Annotated in this window: 19 protein-coding genes and 1 pseudogene; 10 read left to right on the forward strand and 10 right to left on the reverse strand. The window is 70.8% G+C overall.

The annotated features are described in order from the left end of the window. Window positions 1-14 precede the first annotated feature (14 nt). Both ACIQ9E_RS05560 and ACIQ9E_RS05565 read right to left on the reverse strand, forming a co-directional pair. On the reverse strand, window positions 15-194 hold the full coding sequence (locus ACIQ9E_RS05560; RefSeq protein WP_006346840.1) for an SPOR domain-containing protein: 180 nt from the start codon (window positions 192-194) through the stop codon (window positions 15-17). A gap of 285 nt (window positions 195-479) precedes the next feature. Next, window positions 480-1,232: a GntR family transcriptional regulator gene (locus ACIQ9E_RS05565; RefSeq protein ID WP_403702342.1), complete on the reverse strand. Its 753-nt coding sequence runs from the start codon at window positions 1,230-1,232 to the stop codon at window positions 480-482. 294 nt (window positions 1,233-1,526) lie between these two features. Here ACIQ9E_RS05565 and ACIQ9E_RS05570 point away from each other — a divergent pair, with 294 nt between their 5' ends. Continuing rightward, complete coding sequence (locus ACIQ9E_RS05570) at window positions 1,527-2,870, forward strand: glycoside hydrolase family 18 protein (RefSeq protein ID WP_403702344.1); 1,344 nt, start codon at window positions 1,527-1,529, stop codon at window positions 2,868-2,870. Between the two features lie 380 nt (window positions 2,871-3,250). Here the strand turns inward: ACIQ9E_RS05570 and ACIQ9E_RS05575 are convergent, their stop codons facing one another. After that, on the reverse strand, window positions 3,251-4,651 hold the full coding sequence (locus ACIQ9E_RS05575; protein ID WP_403702347.1) for a DUF4190 domain-containing protein: 1,401 nt from the start codon (window positions 4,649-4,651) through the stop codon (window positions 3,251-3,253). Window positions 4,652-4,928: 277 nt separating this feature from the next. Between ACIQ9E_RS05575 and ACIQ9E_RS05580 the strand changes: the two genes are divergently transcribed. Together ACIQ9E_RS05580 and ACIQ9E_RS05585 are read left to right on the forward strand one after the other, a co-directional pair. After that, window positions 4,929-5,279 carry a DUF4326 domain-containing protein gene (locus tag ACIQ9E_RS05580; RefSeq protein ID WP_403702350.1) on the forward strand — a complete coding sequence of 117 codons (351 nt, stop codon included), beginning with the start codon at window positions 4,929-4,931 and terminating at the stop codon, window positions 5,277-5,279. Window positions 5,280-5,392: 113 nt separating this feature from the next. Then, a pseudogene (locus tag ACIQ9E_RS05585) lies at window positions 5,393-5,650 on the forward strand (type II toxin-antitoxin system RelE/ParE family toxin); the annotation flags it as partial. 139 nt (window positions 5,651-5,789) lie between these two features. On the opposite strand, the gene ychF reads toward ACIQ9E_RS05585, so the two are convergent. Together ychF and ACIQ9E_RS05595 are read right to left on the reverse strand one after the other, a co-directional pair. Further along, window positions 5,790-6,878: a redox-regulated ATPase YchF gene (ychF, locus tag ACIQ9E_RS05590; protein ID WP_403702353.1), complete on the reverse strand. Its 1,089-nt coding sequence runs from the start codon at window positions 6,876-6,878 to the stop codon at window positions 5,790-5,792. Window positions 6,879-7,216: 338 nt separating this feature from the next. After that, entirely contained in the window at window positions 7,217-7,876 is a 660-nt protein-coding gene (locus tag ACIQ9E_RS05595) for a hypothetical protein (protein ID WP_403702355.1), read from the reverse strand. A 181-nt stretch (window positions 7,877-8,057) separates the two neighbouring features. Between ACIQ9E_RS05595 and ACIQ9E_RS05600 the strand changes: the two genes are divergently transcribed. Continuing rightward, window positions 8,058-8,657, forward strand: a complete 600-nt coding sequence (locus tag ACIQ9E_RS05600) for a DUF6542 domain-containing protein (RefSeq protein WP_403702358.1) — start codon at window positions 8,058-8,060, stop codon at window positions 8,655-8,657. Window positions 8,658-8,721: 64 nt separating this feature from the next. On the opposite strand, the gene ppgK is transcribed toward ACIQ9E_RS05600, so the two are convergent. Both ppgK and ACIQ9E_RS05610 read right to left on the reverse strand, forming a co-directional pair. Next, window positions 8,722-9,477 carry a polyphosphate--glucose phosphotransferase gene (gene ppgK, locus ACIQ9E_RS05605; RefSeq protein WP_403702361.1) on the reverse strand — a complete coding sequence of 252 codons (756 nt, stop codon included), beginning with the start codon at window positions 9,475-9,477 and terminating at the stop codon, window positions 8,722-8,724. Window positions 9,478-9,507: 30 nt separating this feature from the next. Then, window positions 9,508-10,509, reverse strand: coding sequence for a 4-hydroxy-3-methylbut-2-enyl diphosphate reductase (locus ACIQ9E_RS05610; RefSeq protein ID WP_403702363.1), 1,002 nt, complete (start codon window positions 10,507-10,509; stop codon window positions 9,508-9,510). A 122-nt stretch (window positions 10,510-10,631) separates the two neighbouring features. On the opposite strand from ACIQ9E_RS05610, the gene ACIQ9E_RS05615 reads away from it, so the two are divergent. From ACIQ9E_RS05615 to ACIQ9E_RS05630, 4 genes are all read left to right on the forward strand, one after another. After that, on the forward strand, window positions 10,632-12,008 hold the full coding sequence (locus ACIQ9E_RS05615) for an APC family permease (RefSeq protein WP_403702366.1): 1,377 nt from the start codon (window positions 10,632-10,634) through the stop codon (window positions 12,006-12,008). 304 nt (window positions 12,009-12,312) lie between these two features. Next, window positions 12,313-13,518: an exodeoxyribonuclease VII large subunit gene (gene xseA / locus ACIQ9E_RS05620; protein ID WP_403702369.1), complete on the forward strand. Its 1,206-nt coding sequence runs from the start codon at window positions 12,313-12,315 to the stop codon at window positions 13,516-13,518. 109 nt (window positions 13,519-13,627) lie between these two features. Then, window positions 13,628-13,927, forward strand: a complete 300-nt coding sequence (locus ACIQ9E_RS05625) for an exodeoxyribonuclease VII small subunit (protein WP_403702372.1) — start codon at window positions 13,628-13,630, stop codon at window positions 13,925-13,927. Window positions 13,928-14,120: 193 nt separating this feature from the next. Further along, window positions 14,121-14,711, forward strand: a complete 591-nt coding sequence (locus ACIQ9E_RS05630) for a malonic semialdehyde reductase (RefSeq protein ID WP_403702374.1) — start codon at window positions 14,121-14,123, stop codon at window positions 14,709-14,711. A 98-nt stretch (window positions 14,712-14,809) separates the two neighbouring features. Here the strand turns inward: ACIQ9E_RS05630 and ACIQ9E_RS05635 are convergent, their stop codons facing one another. Then, window positions 14,810-15,394 (reverse strand): DUF4245 domain-containing protein, encoded by a 585-nt coding sequence (locus tag ACIQ9E_RS05635; RefSeq protein ID WP_403702377.1) that lies wholly within the window; start codon window positions 15,392-15,394, stop codon window positions 14,810-14,812. 115 nt (window positions 15,395-15,509) lie between these two features. Here ACIQ9E_RS05635 and glpX point away from each other — a divergent pair, with 115 nt between their 5' ends. Further along, complete coding sequence (glpX, locus tag ACIQ9E_RS05640; protein ID WP_403702380.1) at window positions 15,510-16,541, forward strand: class II fructose-bisphosphatase; 1,032 nt, start codon at window positions 15,510-15,512, stop codon at window positions 16,539-16,541. A 115-nt stretch (window positions 16,542-16,656) separates the two neighbouring features. Here the strand turns inward: glpX and ACIQ9E_RS05645 are convergent, their stop codons facing one another. Both ACIQ9E_RS05645 and ACIQ9E_RS05650 read right to left on the reverse strand, forming a co-directional pair. Continuing rightward, window positions 16,657-17,007 carry a WhiB family transcriptional regulator gene (locus tag ACIQ9E_RS05645; protein WP_006346859.1) on the reverse strand — a complete coding sequence of 117 codons (351 nt, stop codon included), beginning with the start codon at window positions 17,005-17,007 and terminating at the stop codon, window positions 16,657-16,659. Between the two features lie 166 nt (window positions 17,008-17,173). Next, entirely contained in the window at window positions 17,174-17,872 is a 699-nt protein-coding gene (locus tag ACIQ9E_RS05650) for a DUF1707 domain-containing protein (protein WP_403702383.1), read from the reverse strand. 433 nt (window positions 17,873-18,305) lie between these two features. Here ACIQ9E_RS05650 and ACIQ9E_RS05655 point away from each other — a divergent pair, with 433 nt between their 5' ends. After that, the gene (locus ACIQ9E_RS05655; protein WP_403702386.1) at window positions 18,306-19,973 is read left to right on the forward strand and encodes a fumarate hydratase; all 1,668 of its coding nucleotides are present in this window, start codon (window positions 18,306-18,308) and stop codon (window positions 19,971-19,973) included. Window positions 19,974-20,065: the final 92 nt, after the last annotated feature.

Genomic DNA, 20,065 nt, shown 5'->3' on the forward strand with positions numbered 1-20,065 from the left:
ACCTCCGTCGGCCGTCAGAGCACGGAGCCCTCGGCACGCTCCACCGAATAGAGCTGACGGTGCCCCTTGGCGTCGAGCTTGTCGACCATCTTCCGGGCCTCGTCCTCGGTGGCGTACCGTCCGACGCGGTAGCGATTGCCGTTGTCGTCCTGGCGTATGACGAGCCAGGAGAGCGCGGCGTTGCCGTCGCTCATCGCACCCCTCCCCCGATGGGTCCGCTGGGCCGAGAGGTTCGAGAAGGTCCCCGGGAAAGCTCATTATGCATATGCCGGAGCCTACGCCTGACCTTCACTCAGCGCATACGAATTTTCACAAAGAGATAGGAAAGAGGCTCGGTCGCCCCCGGCCGCCGGGTGCTGCACCCAGGGCGCGGCGCCCCCGTCCGCATCCCGCAGGATCCCCATGCCCGCTTCGCACCGCGGGTAACCGCGCCGAGCGCGGGCACCTCGGCCCGGACGGGGCGGGTGCGAGCACGACCGTCACCTCACGGGCAGGTGGTACGCGACCCTGAAACGATCCGCCGGTACGACAATATCCGCAGTTTCCACAGGGCGGCCCGACGCGTAGTAGGTCCGGGCCACCACCATGACGACATGACCCGGCACACCTCCCAGCGTCAGCAGTTCGTCGGCCAGCCCCGGCCTGGCGCCGACCTCCTCGCTCATATTGTCGACGACGATGTCGATGGCGGCCATCCGCTCCACCACCCCGCAGCCGCCCAGCGGCCCCTCCTCCGGCAGCATGACGGGTGTCCGGCCGGTGACGTCGAGCGGCTCCCAGGAGGTGGAGAGCATCATCGCCTCCCCCTGCTCCCGGAAGACATAGCGGGTGCGCATCACCCGGGCGCCGACCGGGACCCCGAGCCGGGCCGCGGTATCGACGTTCGCCCCTTCCTGCTCACTGCGGGACTCCCAGGTGCCCTGGGCGCCGACGGCGGTCTGCTCCTGGCGGAAGGGATTGGCACCGGAGGGCAGCCGGAAGCCGGAGCGGGAGATCCGGCGCGGCACGGGCCGCTCCCGCACATAGGTACCCGAGCCGGACCGCCCCTCCACCAGCCCCTCGGCCATGAGCACCTTGCGCGCCTCCAGCGCCACGGTGTCGGAGACTCCGTACTCCTTCCGGATCCGGGCCTGGGAAGGGAGACGGGTATGCGGCGGCATCGTGCCGTCGACGATCTTGCGGCGCAGGTCGCTCGCCACGCGAAGGTAGGCCGGCTGCTCACCGATGGCCACGAACCACTCCCAACCGCACCCGCACAGATGGACAGACAGCGACAGACGGCAACAGCCTGACAACGGCGGGTTGTTGACCGCAACCAAGGGCCAGAGCTTCACCCTGAGCAAGGAATCAACGAGGAGAAGGAGGCCGATTTCCCTCTGTACCAGCGTTTCGCAGGAAACCATTGACCTTAATGGTCCAGACCAATAGCGTCCTGTGCTGCACGACGCCCGTTCACGGAAGAGCCCGGACAGGTGTGCGCCCCTGCGCGCCACCGGCTCCGGGACAACGCACAGGAATGAGCTCCCATGCGTCGAAGAAACCTTGTCCGGACGGCTGTTGCGGCCGCATCCCTCTCACTTCTCGCAACGTTCGCACCCGCCGCTGTGGCGCATGGCGACCGCGACGGTGACGACGACCGTCGCTCCTACAAGCGCATCGGATACTTCACCCAGTGGGGTATCTACGGCCGCGACTTCCAGGTCAAGGACCTGGACACCAGCGGTCAGGCAGCCAGGCTGAGCCATATCAACTATGCCTTCGGGAACGTCAGCCCCGACGGCACATGCATGATCCAGGGGCCGGCGGGCGAGGCCGATCCGTGGGCCGACTACCAGCGCCCCGTGCCCGCGGCCGACTCGGTGGACGGTGTCACCGACGCACCGGACCAGAAGCTGGCGGGCAACTTCAACGAGCTGAAGGAACTCAAGGCCAAGCACCCCGGTCTCAAGGTGATGATCTCCCTCGGCGGCTGGAGCTGGTCCACGCACTTCTCCGACGCGGTGCTCACGAAGGAGAAGCGCGAGGCCTTCGTCCGTTCGTGCATCGATATCTACATCAAGGGCAATCTGCCCGTGGACGGCGCGCGCGGCGGCGCGGGGGCGGCCGCAGGCGTCTTCGACGGGGTCGACCTCGACTGGGAGTGGCCCGGTTCGTCGGGCGAGGACGACACGGTCTACCGCCCGGAGGACAAGAAGAACTTCACCGCGGTGGTACGGGAGTTCCGCGAGCAGCTCGACGACTACGCCAAGAGCCAACCGCGGCAGCAGGACGGCAAGCGGAAGCACTACGAGCTTTCCGCGTTCGTGCCGACCGCTCCCGCGAAGATCGACGCCGGCTTCGAGGTCCGCAAGCTGATGAAGGACTTCGACTTCGTCAACCTCCAGGGCTACGACTTCCATGTGTCCGGCGAGAAGACCACGGCCCAGCAGTCGGCGCTCTACGCCAAAAACGATTTCAGCGTCGACCAGACCGTGAACGACTGGCTGCGCCGGGGCGCGCCCGCCCACAAGCTCGTGGTCGGCCTGCCCGCGTACGGTCAGGGCTGGACGGGTGTGCAGGGTGGCGGCGACGGTATGGGGCAGCCCGCCGAGAAGCCCGCCCCGGCCAAGTTCCAGGCGGGCTTCGAGGATTACAAGGAGCTGAAGAAGCTGGCCGAGTCCGGCCAGTACAAGGTCTACCGAAAGTACGGCCAGGCGTGGCTCTTCGACGGCAGCACCCTGTGGACGTACGACGACCCCACGGTGCTGCGGGCCAAGACCGAGTACATCCGTGACAAGGGCCTGGGCGGCGCGATGTTCTGGTCCCTCGACGGGGACACCGCGGACGGCGAGCTGATGCGGACGGTCGCCCGAGGGCTGCCGCGCCGCTGACGGACGGGGCGCGGACCGGGCAGGGGCCGGGAAGCGTCCTTGGAGGAGACCGGTGTCCGGGGCTGTCGGTGGCTCTCGGCACCGGTCTCCTCCCCTTTTCCCCATCCGGCTCTCCGCTGGTCCGGACCGGTCTTCCGGCCCGGCACCGCACAGCTGAACAGACGCGCAGACACACGGACGAAGCGCCCCCGTTTCCGGCGGAAACGGGGGCGCCTGCGTTCACGGGAGCGGGGATTCCCCGCGGAGCACGGTGGCGGGGCACGCCGGGTTCAGGGCGGGACGGCCCGGAAGCACGGCTGGGCGGGCCCCGGGCACCCGGTCCGCCGCGGCCGCGCACACCCGGGGATGCAGGGGCGCGACCGGGTCCGCCGACCAGTAGGTCAGGCGCGTTCCTCGTCCTGGACGGGCTCCGCCGTCGACAGCTCCAGCCCCTGGCGGATGGTCTTCTCGGTCTTCACGTCCAACGCGGCTTCCGCCTCGAACACGTGCTCCCAGAAGGTGTCCTCGTCCTTCGCCGTCGCGGCCTTGCCCCAGGCGGCACGCGCCTTGTCGAATTCGGCGGCCCGCTTCTCCACGGCGGCTGCCACCACCCCCGGCCAGGTGCGGCCGCGCAGCGCCGCGGCGGCCTCGCCCATGGCGGACGAGGTCACCTTGGCCCAGGCGAGATGTCCGGGGACGGCCTGCGGGAAGTCCTTCTCGGGCTCCTCGTAGGCGGCCTTCATCAGCTTGTTCTCGGCCGTCAGATAGCCGGCCTGGTCCGTGTTGAGGTTGCCGGCGTCCCGCCGGATGGACCCGGTCGTCTTCCGGCTGCCCTCGGTGGCAAAGCCGCAGCTGACCCGGCGGTCACCGTTGTTCCAGCTGTCCTTGGTCGGAATGTAGTAGTACCCGCTCATGACGGCCGGGATCGCCCAGGCGTCCATCGCGTACGCGGTGTCGATATCGTCGCAGCGGCGCTCGGCGATGGGTTCGAGGACGCTCTCCCCCGGGAACTTCCCAAAGCCGGTGATCTTGAAGCCGCCGGTGATCTCGGCCTCGTGCGGCTTCGCGCAGTCGACGACCTGTATCTCCGAGACCTCCGTGCCGTCGCTGCTTCCTCCGCCGGGGAGGTTGTAGCAGTCGCCCTTCCTCAGGTCGCCGACCGTCTGGTAGGACGCCGCCTCGTCGGCGGCCTCCTCGACCTCTTTCCAGAAGTCGTTTGCTGCACCGGTGGCGAAGAACAGCGCGATGAGAAGGGTGGAGACGGCGGAGAGCGCGATGCCCGTGATCGCCATGCCCTTGCCGCGCTGACCCCTGCGTCGGATCTGCCGGAGCGCGACCACACCGAGGATCATGCCCAGCGGAGGCATACAGCAGACGATGCCGGAGACGAGCGACGCGACGGAGAACCCGTTGGTCGTCGGCGGCGCGGGCGGCGCAGGGTAGCCGGGGAACTGCTGGTACGGGTGGTACGCGGGGTGCTGAGCGGTCTGCGCCGGGTACGGCTGCCCGAACGGGACGAACGGTCCGGGCTGCGCCGGCTGCCCCTGCGGCACCGGCTGCCCGGGGCGGGCCGGCTGCTGCTCCTGGGCGGGCCCGGTCGGCTCCGTACTCCCGGACGGCTCGGAGGACCCCGCAGCACGATCGGTCCGCTCCCGCCCGAACGGGCCGGGCCGGGCGAAGGGGTTCTCGGCCGCGGCCGGTTCACCGGACCGGCCGGACGCCTGCCCGTGGCCCGGCTCCGACTCCGGGGTCCGGTCGCCCGGCTGTCGCTCCGGTCCTGGCTGCTGCTGCGATGGGTCCACGGAAGTGCTGCTCTCCTCGTCAGGGGTGCGCGCCGGCCCCGTTCGGTTTCCGGCACGGGCCAGACCGGGGGATACGGGAATCGAGCGCGGAAGTCTGAAATCGTACAAACATCCCGGGGTTGTGGATACATCGGGGCGTGATGGGCGGCGACCGGGCACGATTCCCTTACGGCCCGGGTACGGCAACGGGCCGGAACCGCTCCCGCCCGTGGCGTTCACCGCCCCGGACCTGCCGCTCGTGTGGCGCTCCGTCCCGTCCTCACGGAGGATCCTGTGCATGAACCGCCCCCGCCCGAAGACCACCGTGGTCAATCTGAAGGGCCATCGCGACGACCCGGAGTACGCGGACGTCGTCTATGTGGGCCGCCCGATGAACCGCGGCGGCTGGCATCTGCCGGGCTCACCCCTCGCGAGCCCCTTCCGCCCCGGCCCCGACGGCAGCCGCGAGGAGGTGATGACCGCCTACCGCACCCATCTCCTCTCCCGCCCGGACCTCCTCGCCCTCCTCCCCTCTCTGCGGGGCCACCGCCTCGGCTGCTGGTGCATCCCCGAGAAGTGCCATGCGGAGGTCATCGCGGAATTGGCCGACGCGGGGTACGGCGGAACGCCGCGGGACCCCTCGGACTGACCCCGCCCGGCCTCGCACCGCAGCAGGCCGTCCCGGGGGGCCGGACGAACGCATGGCCAACTCGGCTTCCGGCGTCCCGATCGAGGACATCATGAGGGAGACCCTGGCCCGCGGTGAGTGAGTACCGAACCATTTTCCGGCCCGAGGCGCAGGCCGAACTCCGGGCGATTCCTTGCGACATGGCGCTGTGCATCCTGGCCGAGCCGACCGAGCCGGAGACCGATCCGTTCGGCTTCAGCGCCACCGCACTCGTGTCCCAGCCGGACCGCCGGCGGCTGCGGGTCGGCGACCACCGCGTCGTCTACACGATCGACAACGGGGAACTGGTGGTCTGGGTCGTTCACGCAGGGCACCGGTCCACCGTCTACGACATCCGACTACCGCTGACCACACGTCAGAATATCCAGCACCCATCCAGCACGGGGACGACGAAGAGGCCGGACTCGGCGGAGTCCGACCCCTTCTGACGTGCACCTTTGACCCAGCACCTAACGTGCAGTAAGTGCACGGCTACACGTTGAAGCGGAACTCCACGACGTCGCCGTCCTGCATCACGTACTCCTTGCCCTCCATGCGGGCCTTGCCCTTGGCGCGGGCCTCGGTGACCGAGCCCGTTTCGACGAGGTCGGCGAAGGAGATGACCTCGGCCTTGATGAAGCCCTTCTGGAAGTCGGTGTGGATGACTCCCGCAGCCTCGGGGGCGGTGGCACCCTTCTTGATGGTCCAGGCGCGGGACTCCTTGGGGCCTGCCGTCAGGTAGGTCTGGAGGCCCAGGGTGTCGAAGCCGACGCGGCCGAGGGTGGCGAGGCCGGGCTCCTCCTGGCCCATGGACTGGAGGAGTTCGAGGGCCTCGTCGTCGTCGAGTTCGATCAGCTCGGACTCGATCTTGGCGTTGAGGAAGATCGCCTCGGCGGGGGCGACCAAGGCGCGCTGCTCGTTCTTGAAGTCCTCGTCGACCAGCTCGTCCTCGTCGACGTTGAAGACATAGAGGAAGGGCTTGGTGGTCAGGAGGTGCAGCTCGTGGAGGAGGTCGCCCTGTTCGGTGCCCTTGGTGATGCCCGCGGAGAACAGGGTCCGGCCCTCTTCGAGGATCTTCTGCGCCGACTCGACGGCGGCGAGGACCGCGGCCTTCTCCTTCTGGAGGCGGGCCTCCTTCGTCAGCCGGGGCACCGCCTTCTCGACGGACTGGAGGTCGGCCAGGATCAGCTCGGTGTTGATCGTCTCGATATCGTCGGCGGGCGAGACCTTGCCGTCGACATGGACGACGTTCTCGTCCTTGAAGGCCCGGATGACCTGGCAGATCGCGTCGGATTCACGGATGTTCGCCAGGAACTTGTTGCCCAGGCCCTCGCCCTCGCTCGCGCCCCGGACGATGCCCGCGATATCGACGAAGTCGACCGTCGCCGGGAGGACGCGCTGGGAGCCGAAGATCTCCGCCAGCTTGGCCAGCCGGGCGTCCGGGACCCCGACCACACCGACGTTCGGCTCGATGGTGGCGAACGGGTAGTTGGCCGCCAGCACGTCGTTCTTGGTCAGGGCGTTGAACAGGGTCGACTTGCCGACATTCGGCAGACCGACGATTCCGATCGTGAGCGACACGGTGACGACTTCCTGGGTGGGTGAGCGGGAGGGGCCGGCCGAGGTCGTGCTCCGGGTACGGCTGATCCCCCAGTCTACGGTCCGGCCGATCTGTGCCGTGACGAGCCCGCGGCGGACCGCGGACCGGGTCGGCGCAAGCCCCGGGGCCCGGGCACCGACGGGCCCGCGGCCGGTCGCGGAACCCCTTCCGGCCTCACCCGCAGCCCGTCGCACAAAGACGCCGGGCCCGGCACGGCAAGGCGCCGGGCCCCGCACCGCAGCGCTCCGGGCCCCGGCACGGCAGGGGCTCCCCGGCGCGGCCGGGGTCGAGGCCGGGGCCGGTCCCGGGCCGGGGCGTTTCAGCGACCCCCCGGCCGGTCCAGTACGGCCGGATCCGTGAAGGCCGGATCGCGGGGCGCGTCCGTGCGGAAGGGCCGTCCGGAGTCCCGGTTCTCCTCGTCCTCGGCCATCCGCGCGACGAGGTCGAAGAACAGGCCCTCGGCCGGCCGCAGTCCGGCCACCACGGCGGTGAGGTCCCGTGTCCCGACGAACCGCGCCCGCTCCCTGCCGACGGACAGCACCGCAAGCCAGCCGGTGGCATCGGCGGGCCACAGCCGGGCCGAGGTCTCCGCCCAGAACAGCACGGTGTCCTCCTCGGGCCCGGACTTGTGCGCCCCGGCCGCCGCGAGCATGAGCAGGGCCGTATGAATGCTCTCCTCCTGGTACCCGAGGTGGAAGACGTACGCCTCCAGCGCCCCGTCCCGGTGCACCAGAACGCCCGTCGGCGACTCTCCGCGGCAGGACGCATCGGTCTGCTCGGCGAAGAACTCCCGCGGCGTCACCCCGAGCGCCACCGAGTCCCATTCCGTATCCGCGCGGCGCCCGCTCCAGAACCACCCGTCGAACATCCCGTCCGGGTTCACGATCGGGCCCGGAACAGCCGCCGGGGTGCTCAGCCAGGCCTCGAAGCCCTCCCGGGACATGGGTATACGAGCAGCCACCATAAAACTGTCGGACACGGTTCCTCCCCCTCGTCTGTCTCAGCAGCCCCATTGTGGCTCCGTGCGGGCAGGGCCGGGGCGGTGGCGGCGGAAGGACATACCTCCTGGGGCGGCTGGTGGGGTCGAACTCTTCGCCAAGGTCACCCAAAGGGCGTGTCCTGTGCCGACTTCCTCCCCACTCCCGACCTACGTTGTTCGGGTGGAGCAGCCAAGGACGAGTCACCCCCAGCGCCGCCAGCGGCCGCAGGCCCCCCCTTCCCAGGGTCCGCTCTCCCCGCAGAGCGCCCTCGCCGACCGTCCCGTCCTGTACGGAGTACGGCCCGCGCCCCCGGCGCGCCCCGCGCCGCCGTTCGCCCAGCTGCTGCGCAGACTGCCCGCACCCCGCCTCACGGGGCTGGGCGCCGGGCTCTTCGCACTGGTCGCCATGGTGCTGATCGGATTCGTCGACTGGCTGCTGTTCGACGGGTCCGCCGTGGTCTACGGGGTGCTCTTCCTGCCCGTCTGCGCCCTGACCGCGCTCTGGGTCCGCGAGGCCGATCTGGTGACCGCCCCGATCGGTGTGCCGATCGCGTTCGCCGCCGGCATCGTCCCCATCGCGGGCGGCGAGGGCGGGATCGGCGGCCAGGTGATGGCCGTGGTGACCGCCTTGGCGGTGCACGCGGGCTGGCTGTACGGCGGCACCCTGGTCGCGGGCGTCATCACCTCCGTACGCAAGGTGCGGCAGATGAGCCGCCGCAAACGCCGGATCCGTGCGGCTGCCGCGGCGGCGGCCGGGGCACCCCCGGCCGGCCGCCGGTAGCGGACAGGAGGACCGGCGGCGGCGGGACCGGCGGCGGAAGAGGACCGGGCAGAGGCCCGGTGGGTCAGCGAGTGGCCGCGGCCGTCGCCGAGCAGGCCATCGCCGCGCCCACGATGCCCGCGTTGTTCTGGAGCTGCGCGGGGACGATCTCCGCCCGTACGCCTTCGATCAGCGGCAGGAACTTCTCCGCCTTCCGGCTGACCCCGCCCCCGATGATGAACAGCCCGGGTGAGAACAGCATCTCCACATGCGCCAGATACTTCTGGACCCGCCGCGCCCAGTGCGCCCAGGTGAGGTCCTCGTCCTCCTTGGCCTTGGTGGAGGCATGGGTCTCGGCGTCCCTGCCGTGCAGCTCCAGATGGCCCAGTTCGGTGTTGGGGACCAGCCGCCCGTCGACGAAGAGGGCGGAGCCGATCCCCGTACCGAAGGTCAGCATCATCACCGTGCCGCTCCGGCCCTTGCCCGCGCCGAAGGTCATCTCGGCGACCCCGGCGGCGTCGGCGTCGTTGAGCACGGTGACCGCGCTGCCGCCGAGCCGGGAGCCGAGCAGCGCGGCCGCGTCCGTACCGATCCAGCCCTTGTCGACATTGGCGGCGGTACGGGTGATTCCGCCGGTGACCACACCGGGGAAGGTGATCCCGACCGGCCCCGTCCAGCCGAAGTGCCGCACCACCTCGGCGACGCCGTCCGCGACCGCGTCGGGCGTCGCCGGTTGCGGGGTCAGTACCTTGTGGCGCTCCTGCGCCAGGTCCCCGCGGTCGAGGTCGACGGGCGCGCCCTTGATGCCGGATCCACCGATGTCCACTCCGAAGACGTTCATGGGGACCACGTTACGGGCAGTGGCAGTACGTCACCCGGCGGCGGCACCGCCCCGGGCCATCAGCTCCGCCGCTTCGGCCCGGAGGTCCTTGCGAAGCTCCTTGGGCAGCGAGAAGGTGATCGACTCCTCCGCCGACTTCACCAGCTCCACGTCCTCGAATCCGCGCTGCGCAAGCCACTCCAGCACACCCTCGACCAGGATGTCGGGCACGGAGGCGCCGGAGGTGAGGCCGACCGTCGACACGCCCTCCAGCCACGCCTCGTCGATCTCCTCGGCGAAGTCGACCAGATGGGCGTCGCGGGCGCCGGCGCCCAGGGCGACCTCGACCAGCCGGACCGAGTTCGAGGAGTTCTTGGAGCCGACGACGATCACCAGGTCGGCGTCGGCGCCCATCTGCTTGACCGCGATCTGGCGGTTCTGCGTGGCGTAGCAGATATCGTCGCTCGGCGGCGAGATGAGCTGCGGGAACTTCTCCTTCAGCTTGTCGACCGTCTCCATGGTCTCGTCGACGGAGAGGGTGGTCTGGGAGAGCCAGACGACCTTCGACTCGTCGCGCACGGTCACGTTCGCCACATCCTCCGGACCGTCGACCAGGGTGATGTGGTCGGGGGCCTCGCCGGAGGTGCCGATGACCTCCTCGTGGCCCTCGTGGCCGATGAGGAGGATGTCGTAGTCCTCGTTGGCGAACCGGACGGCTTCCTTGTGGACCTTGGTCACCAGCGGGCAGGTCGCGTCGATGGTCGCGAGCCTGCGCTCGGCGGCTTCCTGGTGGACGACGGGGGCGACGCCGTGCGCCGAGAACATCACGATGGAGCCCTCGGGCACCTCTGCGGTCGCGTCGACGAAGATCGCGCCCTTCCGCTCCAGGGTCTGGACGACGTACTTGTTGTGGACGATCTCGTGGCGGACGTAGATCGGCGAGCCGTACTGCTCGATGGCCTTCTCGACGGCGATCACGGCACGGTCCACGCCCGCGCAGTAGCCACGGGGGGCGGCGAGGAGGACGCGACGGGCTGGAGGCGTAGCAGTCATGCCCCCATCGTAAGGCGGAGCAGAACAGGCGGAGGATCACCGCATGGGGGAAGACTGTTCCCGATCGTGCGTCGGCGGTGCCACGGCCGTGCGGGGGCGGGGCGCGGGAGGACGGAGGGCCGATGGCGAACGGTGCGAGCGGTGCGGACGTTCCGGAACCGCAAGCCGGTGCGGAGGGCGGCGGCGAACTGCGGCGGACTCTCGGGTTCCGGGACCTGGTCGTCTACGGTCTGCTGTTCATCGCCCCGATGGCGCCGGTCGGCGTCTACGGCGCCCTCGACGCCCGTTCGCACGGCGCGGTGGCCCTCGTCTACGTGGTGGCGACGATCGCGATGGCCTTCACGGCCGTCAGCTACGCGCAGATGGTACGGGTCGCGCCCCGCGCCGGTTCGGTGTTCACGTACGCGACCAAGGGGCTCGGACCGGGCCCGGGTTTCATCGCCGGCTGGATGGCGATGCTGGACTATCTGCTGATCCCGGCGGTGGCCTACCTCTTCTCGGGCATCGCGATGGAGGCGCTGGTTCCGTCGGTGGACCGGTGGATCTGGACGGTGCTGGCGGTGCTGGTGACCACGGCCCTGAATCTGTGGGGGGTACGGCCCGCGGCGCGGGTCGGCTTCGCGGTCCTCGTGCTGGAGATCGTGGTGCTGCTGGTGTTCGTGGTGTCGGCGGTGGTGGTGCTGGTACGGGACGGAGCGGAGCGCGGCTGGCTCTCGCCGATCACGGGCGATCTGGCGTTCTCGCTGACGGCGGTGTTGAGCGCGGTGTCCGTGGCGGTGCTGTCGTATCTGGGCTTCGACGCGATCGCCTCCTTCGCGGAGGAGGTCACCGGCGGCTCCCGGCAGGTGGCGCGAGCGGTGCTGTTCTGTCTGGCGCTGGCCGGTGTGCTGTTCTTCGTGCAGACGTATCTGGTGGCGCTGCTGGAGCCCCTGTCGTCGGCCGAGCTGGCGGCGGCGCCGCAGAAACAGGGGACGGCCTTCTACGACGCCGTGGACGCGTCCGTAGGGGCCTGGCTGCACGATCTGATCGCGGTCAGCAAGGCGATCGGCGCGGCCTTCGCGGCGCTGGCGGCGCAGGCGGCGGCGGGGCGGCTGCTCTTCGCGATGGCCCGTGAGCGGCGGCTGCCGCGCGGTCTGGCCCGGACGGGCGCGGGGACGCCGCGGGTGGCGCTGCTGGTGGCGGCGGTGATCTCGCTGGTCGCCGCGGTGTGGGCGGCGCGCAGGCCGAACGGTCTGGAGCATTTGGTCTCGGTCGTGGACATCGGGGCGCTGACGGCGTTCGTGCTGCTGCACGCGAGCGTGGTCGGCTGGTTCGTGGTCCGCCGGATGGAGGGGCCGCCGGACCGGCTGCGGCATCTCGTGGTGCCCGTGGTGGGGGCGGCGATCCTGATCGCGGTGATGGTGGAGGCGGCCACCGCGGCGCAGGTGGTGGGTGTGGTGTGGCTGGGTGTGGGGCTGGTGGTGCTGGCGGTGCGCTGGGAGCGGCCGGGGGCTCTGTGACCCGTCCGGTCCGGTGGAACGGAGGTGGTGTCCGTCCGGGCGGGGGACGGCGAGGCCCCAGGGGCAGGAGCAGTGCGGCGGGTGGGTGCGGGCGGTGGGGGCTGGTGGAGCCGGTGGGGTGTACGGGACGGACGGCGTCGTACGGGACGGGGGCGTACCGGACGGCGTCGTACGGGAGGGCGTCGTACGGGAGGGAGCCGTAGAGGGCGGGGCGTACCGGACGGAGGCATGACGGGACCGGCGTCGCGCAGCGCGGTGCTGTCACGGGCGCCCGCTGTCACACCCGGCCGTTACGCTCCCCCGTATGGCTCTCAACACATCCCCTGAGGCACCCCTGCCGGTGGGCCAGGTCTCGCGGCTGATCGGGGGCTGGATCGACCGGCTCGGCGCGGTGTGGGTGGAGGGGCAGATCACCCAGCTGTCCCGGCGCCCCGGTCAGGGCGTCGTCTTTCTGACCCTGCGCGATCCCGCGCACGACATCTCCGTCGGCGTCACCTGTTACCGCCAGGTCTTCGACACGGTCGCCGATGTGGTGTCGGAGGGCGCGCGGGTCGTGGTGCACGCCAAGCCGGAGTGGTACGCGCCCCGGGGGCAGCTTTCGCTGCGGGCCACGGAGATACGGCCGGTGGGCATGGGCGAGCTGCTGGTGAAGCTGGAGCAGCTCAAACGGTCCCTGGCCGCTGAGGGGCTGTTCGCGCCGGGGCGGAAGAAGCCCCTCCCGTTCCTTCCGCACCGGGTGGGCCTGGTCTGCGGCCGGGCCTCGGCGGCGGAGCGGGATGTGCTGGAGGTGGCCCGCAGACGGTGGCCGGCGGTCCGCTTCGAGGTGCGCAACGCGGCCGTGCAGGGGGTGCACGCGGTGCCGCAGGTCGTCCAGGCGGTCAAGGAGCTGGACGGTCATCCGGAGGTCGATGTGATCGTGGTGGCCCGCGGCGGCGGCAGCGTGGAGGATCTGCTGCCGTTCTCGGACGAGCGACTGGTCCGCGCGGTCGCCGACTGCCGTACGCCGGTGGTGTCGGCCATCGGCCATGAGCCGGATTCCCCGCTGCTCGATCTGGTCGCCGATCTTCGGGCGTCGACGCCGACGGACGCGGCGAAGAAGGTCGTACCGGACGTCGGTGAGGAGCTGGAGCGGGTGCGGCAGTTGCGGAGCCGTGCGCTCCGTACGGTTCGGGGGCTGCTCGACCGGGAGGAGCGCGGACTGGCGCACACCCTGGGGCGTCCGTCGATGGAGCGTCCCCACCGGATGGTGGACGACCGCGCGGCCGAGCTGGACGCGCTGACCGCGCGCTCCCGGCGGGTGCTCGGCCATCTGCTGGACCGGGCCGATTCGGAGCTGTCGCATACCTGGGCCCGGGTGGTGTCGCTCTCCCCCGCCGCGACCCTGGAGCGGGGGTACGCGGTGCTCCAGTCGCCGGACGGTGCCGTGGTGCGGTCGCCGGACGAGGTGTCCGGGGGCGACGAGCTGCGGGCCCGGGTGGCCGAGGGCGAGCTGTCGGTACGGGTCGTGTAGCCGGTCCCGGGGCTCACCGGCCGCGGGGCCGGGGCGCAGGGTCACCGAGCCGGCGGGACAGCAGGACCGTTTCAACAAGGACCAGGACGACGAGGAACGCGAGGAATTCATGGCCGCGAAGACGGACGGGACCGAAGAGGTCGGCGGGGCCGGTGGGACGGCTGCGGCGAAGGCGTCGGAGGTGGCGGCGTCGGAGCGGGCTGCCCTCGGCTACGAGCAGGCGCGCGACGAGCTGATCGACGTCGTCCGCCGGCTGGAGGCGGGCGGTACGACGCTGGAGGAGTCGCTGGCGCTCTGGGAGCGCGGCGAGGAGCTGGCGAAGGTCTGCCGGCACTGGCTGGAGGGCGCCCGGGCCCGGCTGGACGCGGCCCTGGCAGCCGAGGACGGGGAGCCGCCTGCGGGTGAATGACCTGGTCGGCGGGGTCGGTCCGAGGGTCGGTCGGCGGGCGGGCCGCCGTACGGGCCCGGGGCCGGGGCTGCCGCGGAGTATGCGGACGATCACATTCCTTTCCGCTTCGGCATTTGGTTGAAATTTAATCTACTGCGCTACGGTTGAACCCTCCGTACTTCCCCCACGGATCACATCGGAAGGTTCCCCCCGCATGCCCCTCGCCCTCGACCGCACCGCCCAGGACCTGCTCTTCCGCGAGGCCCGCACCGCCAACGCGTTCACCGGGGAGCCGGTGAGCGACGAGCTGCTCCAGGAGATCTACGACCTGGTCAAGTTCGGGCCCACCGCCTTCAACCAGACCCCGCTGCGGATCGTCCTCGTCCGCTCGGACGAGGCCCGCGCCAGACTGCTGCCGCATATGTCCGAAGGCAACCGCGAGAAGACCGGAGCGGCCCCGCTGGTGGCGATCCTCGCCGCCGACAACGAGTTCCACGAGGAGCTGCCCGGACTGCTCCCGCACTTCCCGCAGGCCAAGGACCTCTTCTTCGCCGAGCGTCCGGTCCGTGAGCAGTCGGCGGGCATGAACGCCGCACTCCAGGCCGCGTACTTCATCGTCGGGGTCCGGGCCGCCGGTCTCGCGGCCGGGCCGATGACCGGCTTCGACCACGCGGGCGTCCAGAAGGAGTTCCTCGACGACGACCACACCCCGCTGATGGTCGTCAACATCGGCCGCCCCGGCCCGGAGTCCGGTTTCCCGCGCTCCCCGCGGCTCGGCTATGACGCGGTGGTCAGCTCCGTCTGACCCACCGGTCGGCCTACCGGCCCGGATACACGGCAGGGCCGCCGCACCCGAGCGGGTGCGGCGGCCCTGCCGTATCACCTGCGGCGGAACCGGTCCCGTCAGGACCGCGGGGCGGCCGTACCGGCCGCGGGCCACGACGGCGCCGCGCTGGGGATGGTGGAGCCGCCCTTGAGCGCCTCGGCCATCTCCGTCAGCCGCGCCAGCGGAGCCGTACCGGTGACCACGGTGGTCACGCCCTTGTCCCGGAGCACCAGGGCGTCGTACTTCTTGCCCGTCCAGCGCTCCCAGGCCACCCCGTTCACCAGGTGGGTCCTGCCGGTGTTCGCCGCCTTGAGCGTGACCTTCGGCACGTACTTGCCGTACGCCTGCGTGGACTGCTCAATCGCCACGTACTCGCGGTCCGGGTCGAGGAATCCCAGATGCCAGGCGGCGCCCGCATCGCGGTCGTACCGCACGGACGTCGGCTTCCAGCCCTTCGGCAGCCCCTCGGGCGCCATCACGGGATACGGCGCCGCCCGCTGCGCCGTCACCAGCTCGATCCGGTAGTCGACCGGCTTCGTCCGGTCCGTGTCGTCGTGCGGGAGGAAGAGATAGATCACCGCGACGACGGCCCCGATGACCGCCATCGACAGCACCATGTCCCGCACCGTCTGTTTGCCTCGCATACCTGCCACGCCCCTCATGGTTGCATGACGGTTGCGCGCTCAAACGTGGGCCCCACTGCTCATTCTGTCGGCCTGGGGATAGAGTCGAAGCACCCTCACTTCCGGCCGTCGCCGTACAGAAAGGTGCGCTCCGATGACCGAGCACAATCTGCCGCCCCATCTGGAGGTCTCGCCCGAGGCCCCCGACCGCAATCTGGCCCTCGAACTCGTCAGGGTCACCGAGGCCGCCGCGATGGCGGCCGGCCGCTGGGCCGGCCGCGGCGACAAGAACGGCGCGGACGGCGCGGCGGTCAAAGCCATGCGCACCCTGGTCCACACCGTCTCCATGAACGGCGTCGTCGTCATCGGCGAAGGCGAGAAGGACGAAGCGCCGATGCTCTTCAACGGGGAGCGGATCGGCGACGGCACCGGCGCGGAGTGCGATATCGCGGTCGACCCGATCGACGGTACGACGCTGGCCGCCAAGGGCATGCCGAACGCCATCGCCGTCCTCGCGGCCGCCGACCGGGGCGCGATGTTCGATCCGTCCGCCGTCTTCTACATGGACAAGCTCGTCACCGGCCCCGAGGCCGCCGACTTCGTCGATATCAACGCGCCCGTATCGGTCAATATCCGCCGGGTCGCGCGGGCGAAGGGCGGTACGCCCGAGGACGTCACGGTCGTCGTCCTGGACCGGCCGCGCCACGAAGGCATCGTCAAGGAGATCCGGGAGACCGGCGCCCGGATCAAGTTCATCTCCGACGGCGATGTCGCCGGGGCGATCATGGCGGTACGCGAAGGCACCGGCGTCGACCTGCTGATGGGCATCGGCGGCACCCCCGAGGGCATCATCACCGCCTGTGCCATCAAATGCCTGGGCGGCACCATCCAGGGCAAGCTGTGGCCCAAGGACGAGGCCGAGCGGCAGCGCGCGCTGGACGCGGGCCACGATCTCGGCCGGGTCCTCACCACGGACGACCTGGTCAGCGGGGACAACGTGTTCTTCGTCGCCACCGGGATCACCGACGGGGAGCTGCTGCGCGGGGTGCGCTACCGCGCCGAGACGGCGACCACCCAGTCACTGGTGATGCGCTCCAAGTCCGGCACGATCCGGCAGATCGACTCCACGCACCGGCTGTCGAAGCTCCGCGCCTACAGCCAGATCGACTTCGACCGCGCGCAGTAGCGGCGGGGAGAGACGGTCCGGGCGCCCGGGAACCGGCGCCCGGGACGGGCCGCCGGCAGCGCCGCTCCGGCTCGGGCCCCGGTGGATTCCACGGGGCCCGGGCCGCACCGGCGCGTCAGGCGGCCGCGGTCTTCTTCTCCTCGGCGGCCCGGCGACGCCTGCGGGCCAGCAGCACCCGGCGCTCCGCCGCCGTCAGTCCGCCCCAGACCCCGTACGGCTCGGGCTGGAGCAGGGCGTGGTCGCGGCACTCCACCATGACGGGGCAGCGCGCGCAGACCCGCTTCGCGGCTTCCTCTCGCGACAGCCGGGCGGCCGTGGGCTCCTTGGAGGGGGCGAAGAACAGACCGGCCTCGTCCCTGCGGCAGACGGCTTCCGCGTGCCAGGGCCCGTCCTGGTCTTCCCTGGCGGGTGCCCGCTGGGAAGGCACGGCGGCCACCTGCAAGGACTGGTACGGCAGTTGCAGCACGGGTCTACTCCTGACGACGGCTTCGCGAGCGAGAGACGACGCAGCAGTCCCTACCCGCTGTACGCACGCCTATGCACTGAGTGGCACCCGGTTCCGGCGCACGGCACAGCGCACGGGGAGCACACGGCCGAAAACCGCCCCCCTGGCCATGGGGGCGCGGCGGCGCTCAGCTCAGGTGTTTCCGCAGGCGGTTGTGGAGATCGGCGACCCGGCGGCCGCGTTTGGGCCGCGCCTCGACGCTGCCGAAAACCGCGAATCCGCTGATGACCACCACGGGGGCCTCGGGGTCGGCGGCCTCCTGTCCGCTGATCTCGAAACTGCCGAAGACACCGCTGCCGTTGCCCCGCAGGGTGACGTTCTCGGGGACGCGGACCTCGACGCTGCCGAAGACCGAGGTCGCGTTGATCACCGTGACCCGCTGCTGGAACAGCGCCTGGGTGAGGTCGAGCTCGACGGCACCGAAGAGGGAGAAGGCGTTCGTCCGTCTGCCGATGTTCCAGCGGCCCTTGCGGGTCGCGCCGGAGAAGACGGCGATCACGTTGTCCGGCGGGGCCGTGCCCGCTTCGGGGCCGTACGCATAGGGGGCCGATCCGGCGGGCTTGGTCTGGGCCGCCGCGGGCAGATCGCGCACGATGGGCTGCAACTCGCCCAGGGTCTTGGCCCGGTAGACGGCCTCGATGCGCTCGGAGTGTTCCTCCGCGTCCAGCCGGCCCTCGGCCAGCGCCTCCCGGAGGATGTCGGCGATCCGGTCCCGGTCGGCGTCCGACGCGCGGATCGCGTCGGAGGAGCCGGCCCCGGCGGCGGGGGCGGGCCCGGGCGCCGTGGGAGCGGCGGGCTGCTGGGGGTGGTGCTTTTCGAGGTCCACAGAGCCAGGGTAGCGAAACGCGATAGACCGCAACTAGGGGCAACACCCCTGGAAGGACCCGGGTCGAGGCGGGCTCGACCCTTAGTGGACGGAGCGTACGGCGCCGGGGCCGATGACCGGCCGGTACGCGTCCGACGACCGGCCGGCACCTGCCCGACGAGCGGTTGGTACGCGTCCGACGAGCGACCGGCAGCCGGCAGCCGCCTTCGCCGGACACCGGCCCCGGCGCCGGACCCCGGGCGGGCACCCGCAGGCGCCCCCGGCGCACCGGCCCCGCGCCGACCGCCGCCCGCCCCGGCACTGCACGCGCCCGCGGCCCGCGTACTGAGCCTTACCTCACAAGCTCACCCCGCCGGACGCGCTCTACGCTGGGGGGCGCACCGTCGCCCGTCGATGTCGTACGTTTTTGCCCGCTGTGTGAGGAATGGCCGCCATGCCGGAATTCGTGTACTCCGATCTGCTCCCCCTGGGGGAGGACACCACCCCCTACCGTCTGGTGACCTCCGAGGGCGTCTCCACCTTCGAGGCCAGCGGACGTACCTTCCTCAAGGTCGAGCCGGAGGCGCTGCGGCGGCTCGCGGCCGAGGCGATGCACGATATCTCGCACTATCTGCGCCCCGCGCACCTCACCCAGCTCCGGCGGATCGTCGACGATCCGGAGGCGTCGTCCAACGACAAGTTCGTCGCGCTCGACCTGCTCAAGAACGCCAACATCGCCGCCGCGGGCGTGCTGCCCATGTGCCAGGACACCGGGACGGCGATCGTGATGGGCAAGCGCGGCCAGAACGTGCTGACCTCCGGCCGGGACGAGGAGGCGCTCTCGCGCGGCGTCTACGACGCCTACACCAAGCTCAACCTCCGCTACTCCCAGATGGCGCCGCTGACCATGTGGGAGGAGAAGAACACGGGCTCCAACCTGCCCGCGCAGATCGAGCTGTACGCCACCGACGGCGGCGCCTACAAGTTCCTCTTCATGGCCAAGGGCGGCGGCTCGGCGAACAAGTCGTTCCTCTACCAGGAGACCAAGGCGGTCCTCAACGAGACCGCGATGATGCGGTTCCTGGAGGAGAAGATCCGCTCCCTGGGCACGGCCGCCTGTCCGCCGTACCATCTGGCGATCGTGGTCGGCGGCACCTCCGCCGAGTACGCCCTGAAGACCGCGAAGTACGCCTCCGCGCACTACCTCGACGAGCTGCCCACGGAGGGTTCGCCCGCCGGGCACGGCTTCCGGGACCAGGAGCTGGAGGAGAAGGTCTTCGAGCTGACCCAGCGGATCGGTATCGGCGCCCAGTTCGGCGGCAAGTACTTCTGCCACGACGTGCGCGTGGTCCGGCTGCCGCGGCACGGCGCGTCCCTGCCCGTCGCCATCGCCGTCTCCTGCTCCGCCGACCGCCAGGCGGTCGCGAAGATCACCGCCGAGGGCGTGTTCCTGGAGCAGCTGGAGACCGACCCGGCACGGTTCCTGCCCGACACCACCGACGAGCACCTCGACACCTCGGGCGACGTGGTGCGCATCGACCTCAACCGGCCCATGGACGAGGTACTGGCCGAGCTGACCAAGTACCCCGTCAAGACCCGGCTCTCCCTCACCGGGCCGCTGGTCGTGGCGCGCGATATCGCCCACGCCAAGATCAAGGAGCGGCTGGACGCGGGCGAGGAGATGCCCTCGTACCTGAAGGACCACCCCGTCTACTACGCCGGCCCGGCGAAGACCCCCGAGGGCTATGCCTCCGGGTCCTTCGGTCCGACGACGGCGGGCCGGATGGACTCGTACGTCGAGCAGTTCCAAGCGGCGGGCGGCTCCAAGGTGATGCTCGCCAAGGGCAACCGCAGCAAGCAGGTCACGGACGCCTGTGCCGCGCACGGCGGCTTCTACCTGGGCTCCATCGGCGGCCCCGCGGCCCGGCTGGCCCAGGACTGCATCAAGAAGGTGGAGGTCGTGGAGTACGAGGAGCTGGGGATGGAGGCGGTCTGGCGCATCGAGGTCGAGGACTTCCCCGCCTTCGTCGTCGTCGACGACAAGGGGAACGACTTCTTCACCGAGCCGGCTCCCGCGCCGACGTTCACGTCGATCCCGGTCCGCGGGCCCGGTCTGGGCTGACCGCCCGCTGCCGCGCCCGCTTCCCGTACCAGGGCCGTACCAGGCCGTACGGGAAGCGGGCGCGGTGTACCGGGCCCTCCCTCGGTGCCGAG

This window comes from Streptomyces sp. NPDC094448, from assembly GCF_044763775.1.
Taxonomy (GTDB): domain Bacteria; phylum Actinomycetota; class Actinomycetes; order Streptomycetales; family Streptomycetaceae; genus Streptomyces.

Coding starts and splice junctions, on each gene's coding strand:
- ACIQ9E_RS05560 (WP_006346840.1), bottom strand. CDS start 194: ATGAGCGACGGCAACGCCGCGCTCTCCTGGCTCGTCATACGCCAGGAC.
- ACIQ9E_RS05570 (WP_403702344.1), top strand. CDS start 1,527: ATGCGTCGAAGAAACCTTGTCCGGACGGCTGTTGCGGCCGCATCCCTC.
- ACIQ9E_RS05580 (WP_403702350.1), top strand. CDS start 4,929: ATGAACCGCCCCCGCCCGAAGACCACCGTGGTCAATCTGAAGGGCCAT.
- ppgK (WP_403702361.1), bottom strand. CDS start 9,477: ATGAACGTCTTCGGAGTGGACATCGGTGGATCCGGCATCAAGGGCGCG.
- ACIQ9E_RS05610 (WP_403702363.1), bottom strand. CDS start 10,509: ATGACTGCTACGCCTCCAGCCCGTCGCGTCCTCCTCGCCGCCCCCCGT.
- ACIQ9E_RS05615 (WP_403702366.1), top strand. CDS start 10,632: ATGGCGAACGGTGCGAGCGGTGCGGACGTTCCGGAACCGCAAGCCGGT.
- xseA (WP_403702369.1), top strand. CDS start 12,313: ATGGCTCTCAACACATCCCCTGAGGCACCCCTGCCGGTGGGCCAGGTC.
- ACIQ9E_RS05625 (WP_403702372.1), top strand. CDS start 13,628: ATGGCCGCGAAGACGGACGGGACCGAAGAGGTCGGCGGGGCCGGTGGG.
- ACIQ9E_RS05630 (WP_403702374.1), top strand. CDS start 14,121: ATGCCCCTCGCCCTCGACCGCACCGCCCAGGACCTGCTCTTCCGCGAG.
- ACIQ9E_RS05635 (WP_403702377.1), bottom strand. CDS start 15,394: ATGAGGGGCGTGGCAGGTATGCGAGGCAAACAGACGGTGCGGGACATG.
- glpX (WP_403702380.1), top strand. CDS start 15,510: ATGACCGAGCACAATCTGCCGCCCCATCTGGAGGTCTCGCCCGAGGCC.
- ACIQ9E_RS05655 (WP_403702386.1), top strand. CDS start 18,306: ATGCCGGAATTCGTGTACTCCGATCTGCTCCCCCTGGGGGAGGACACC.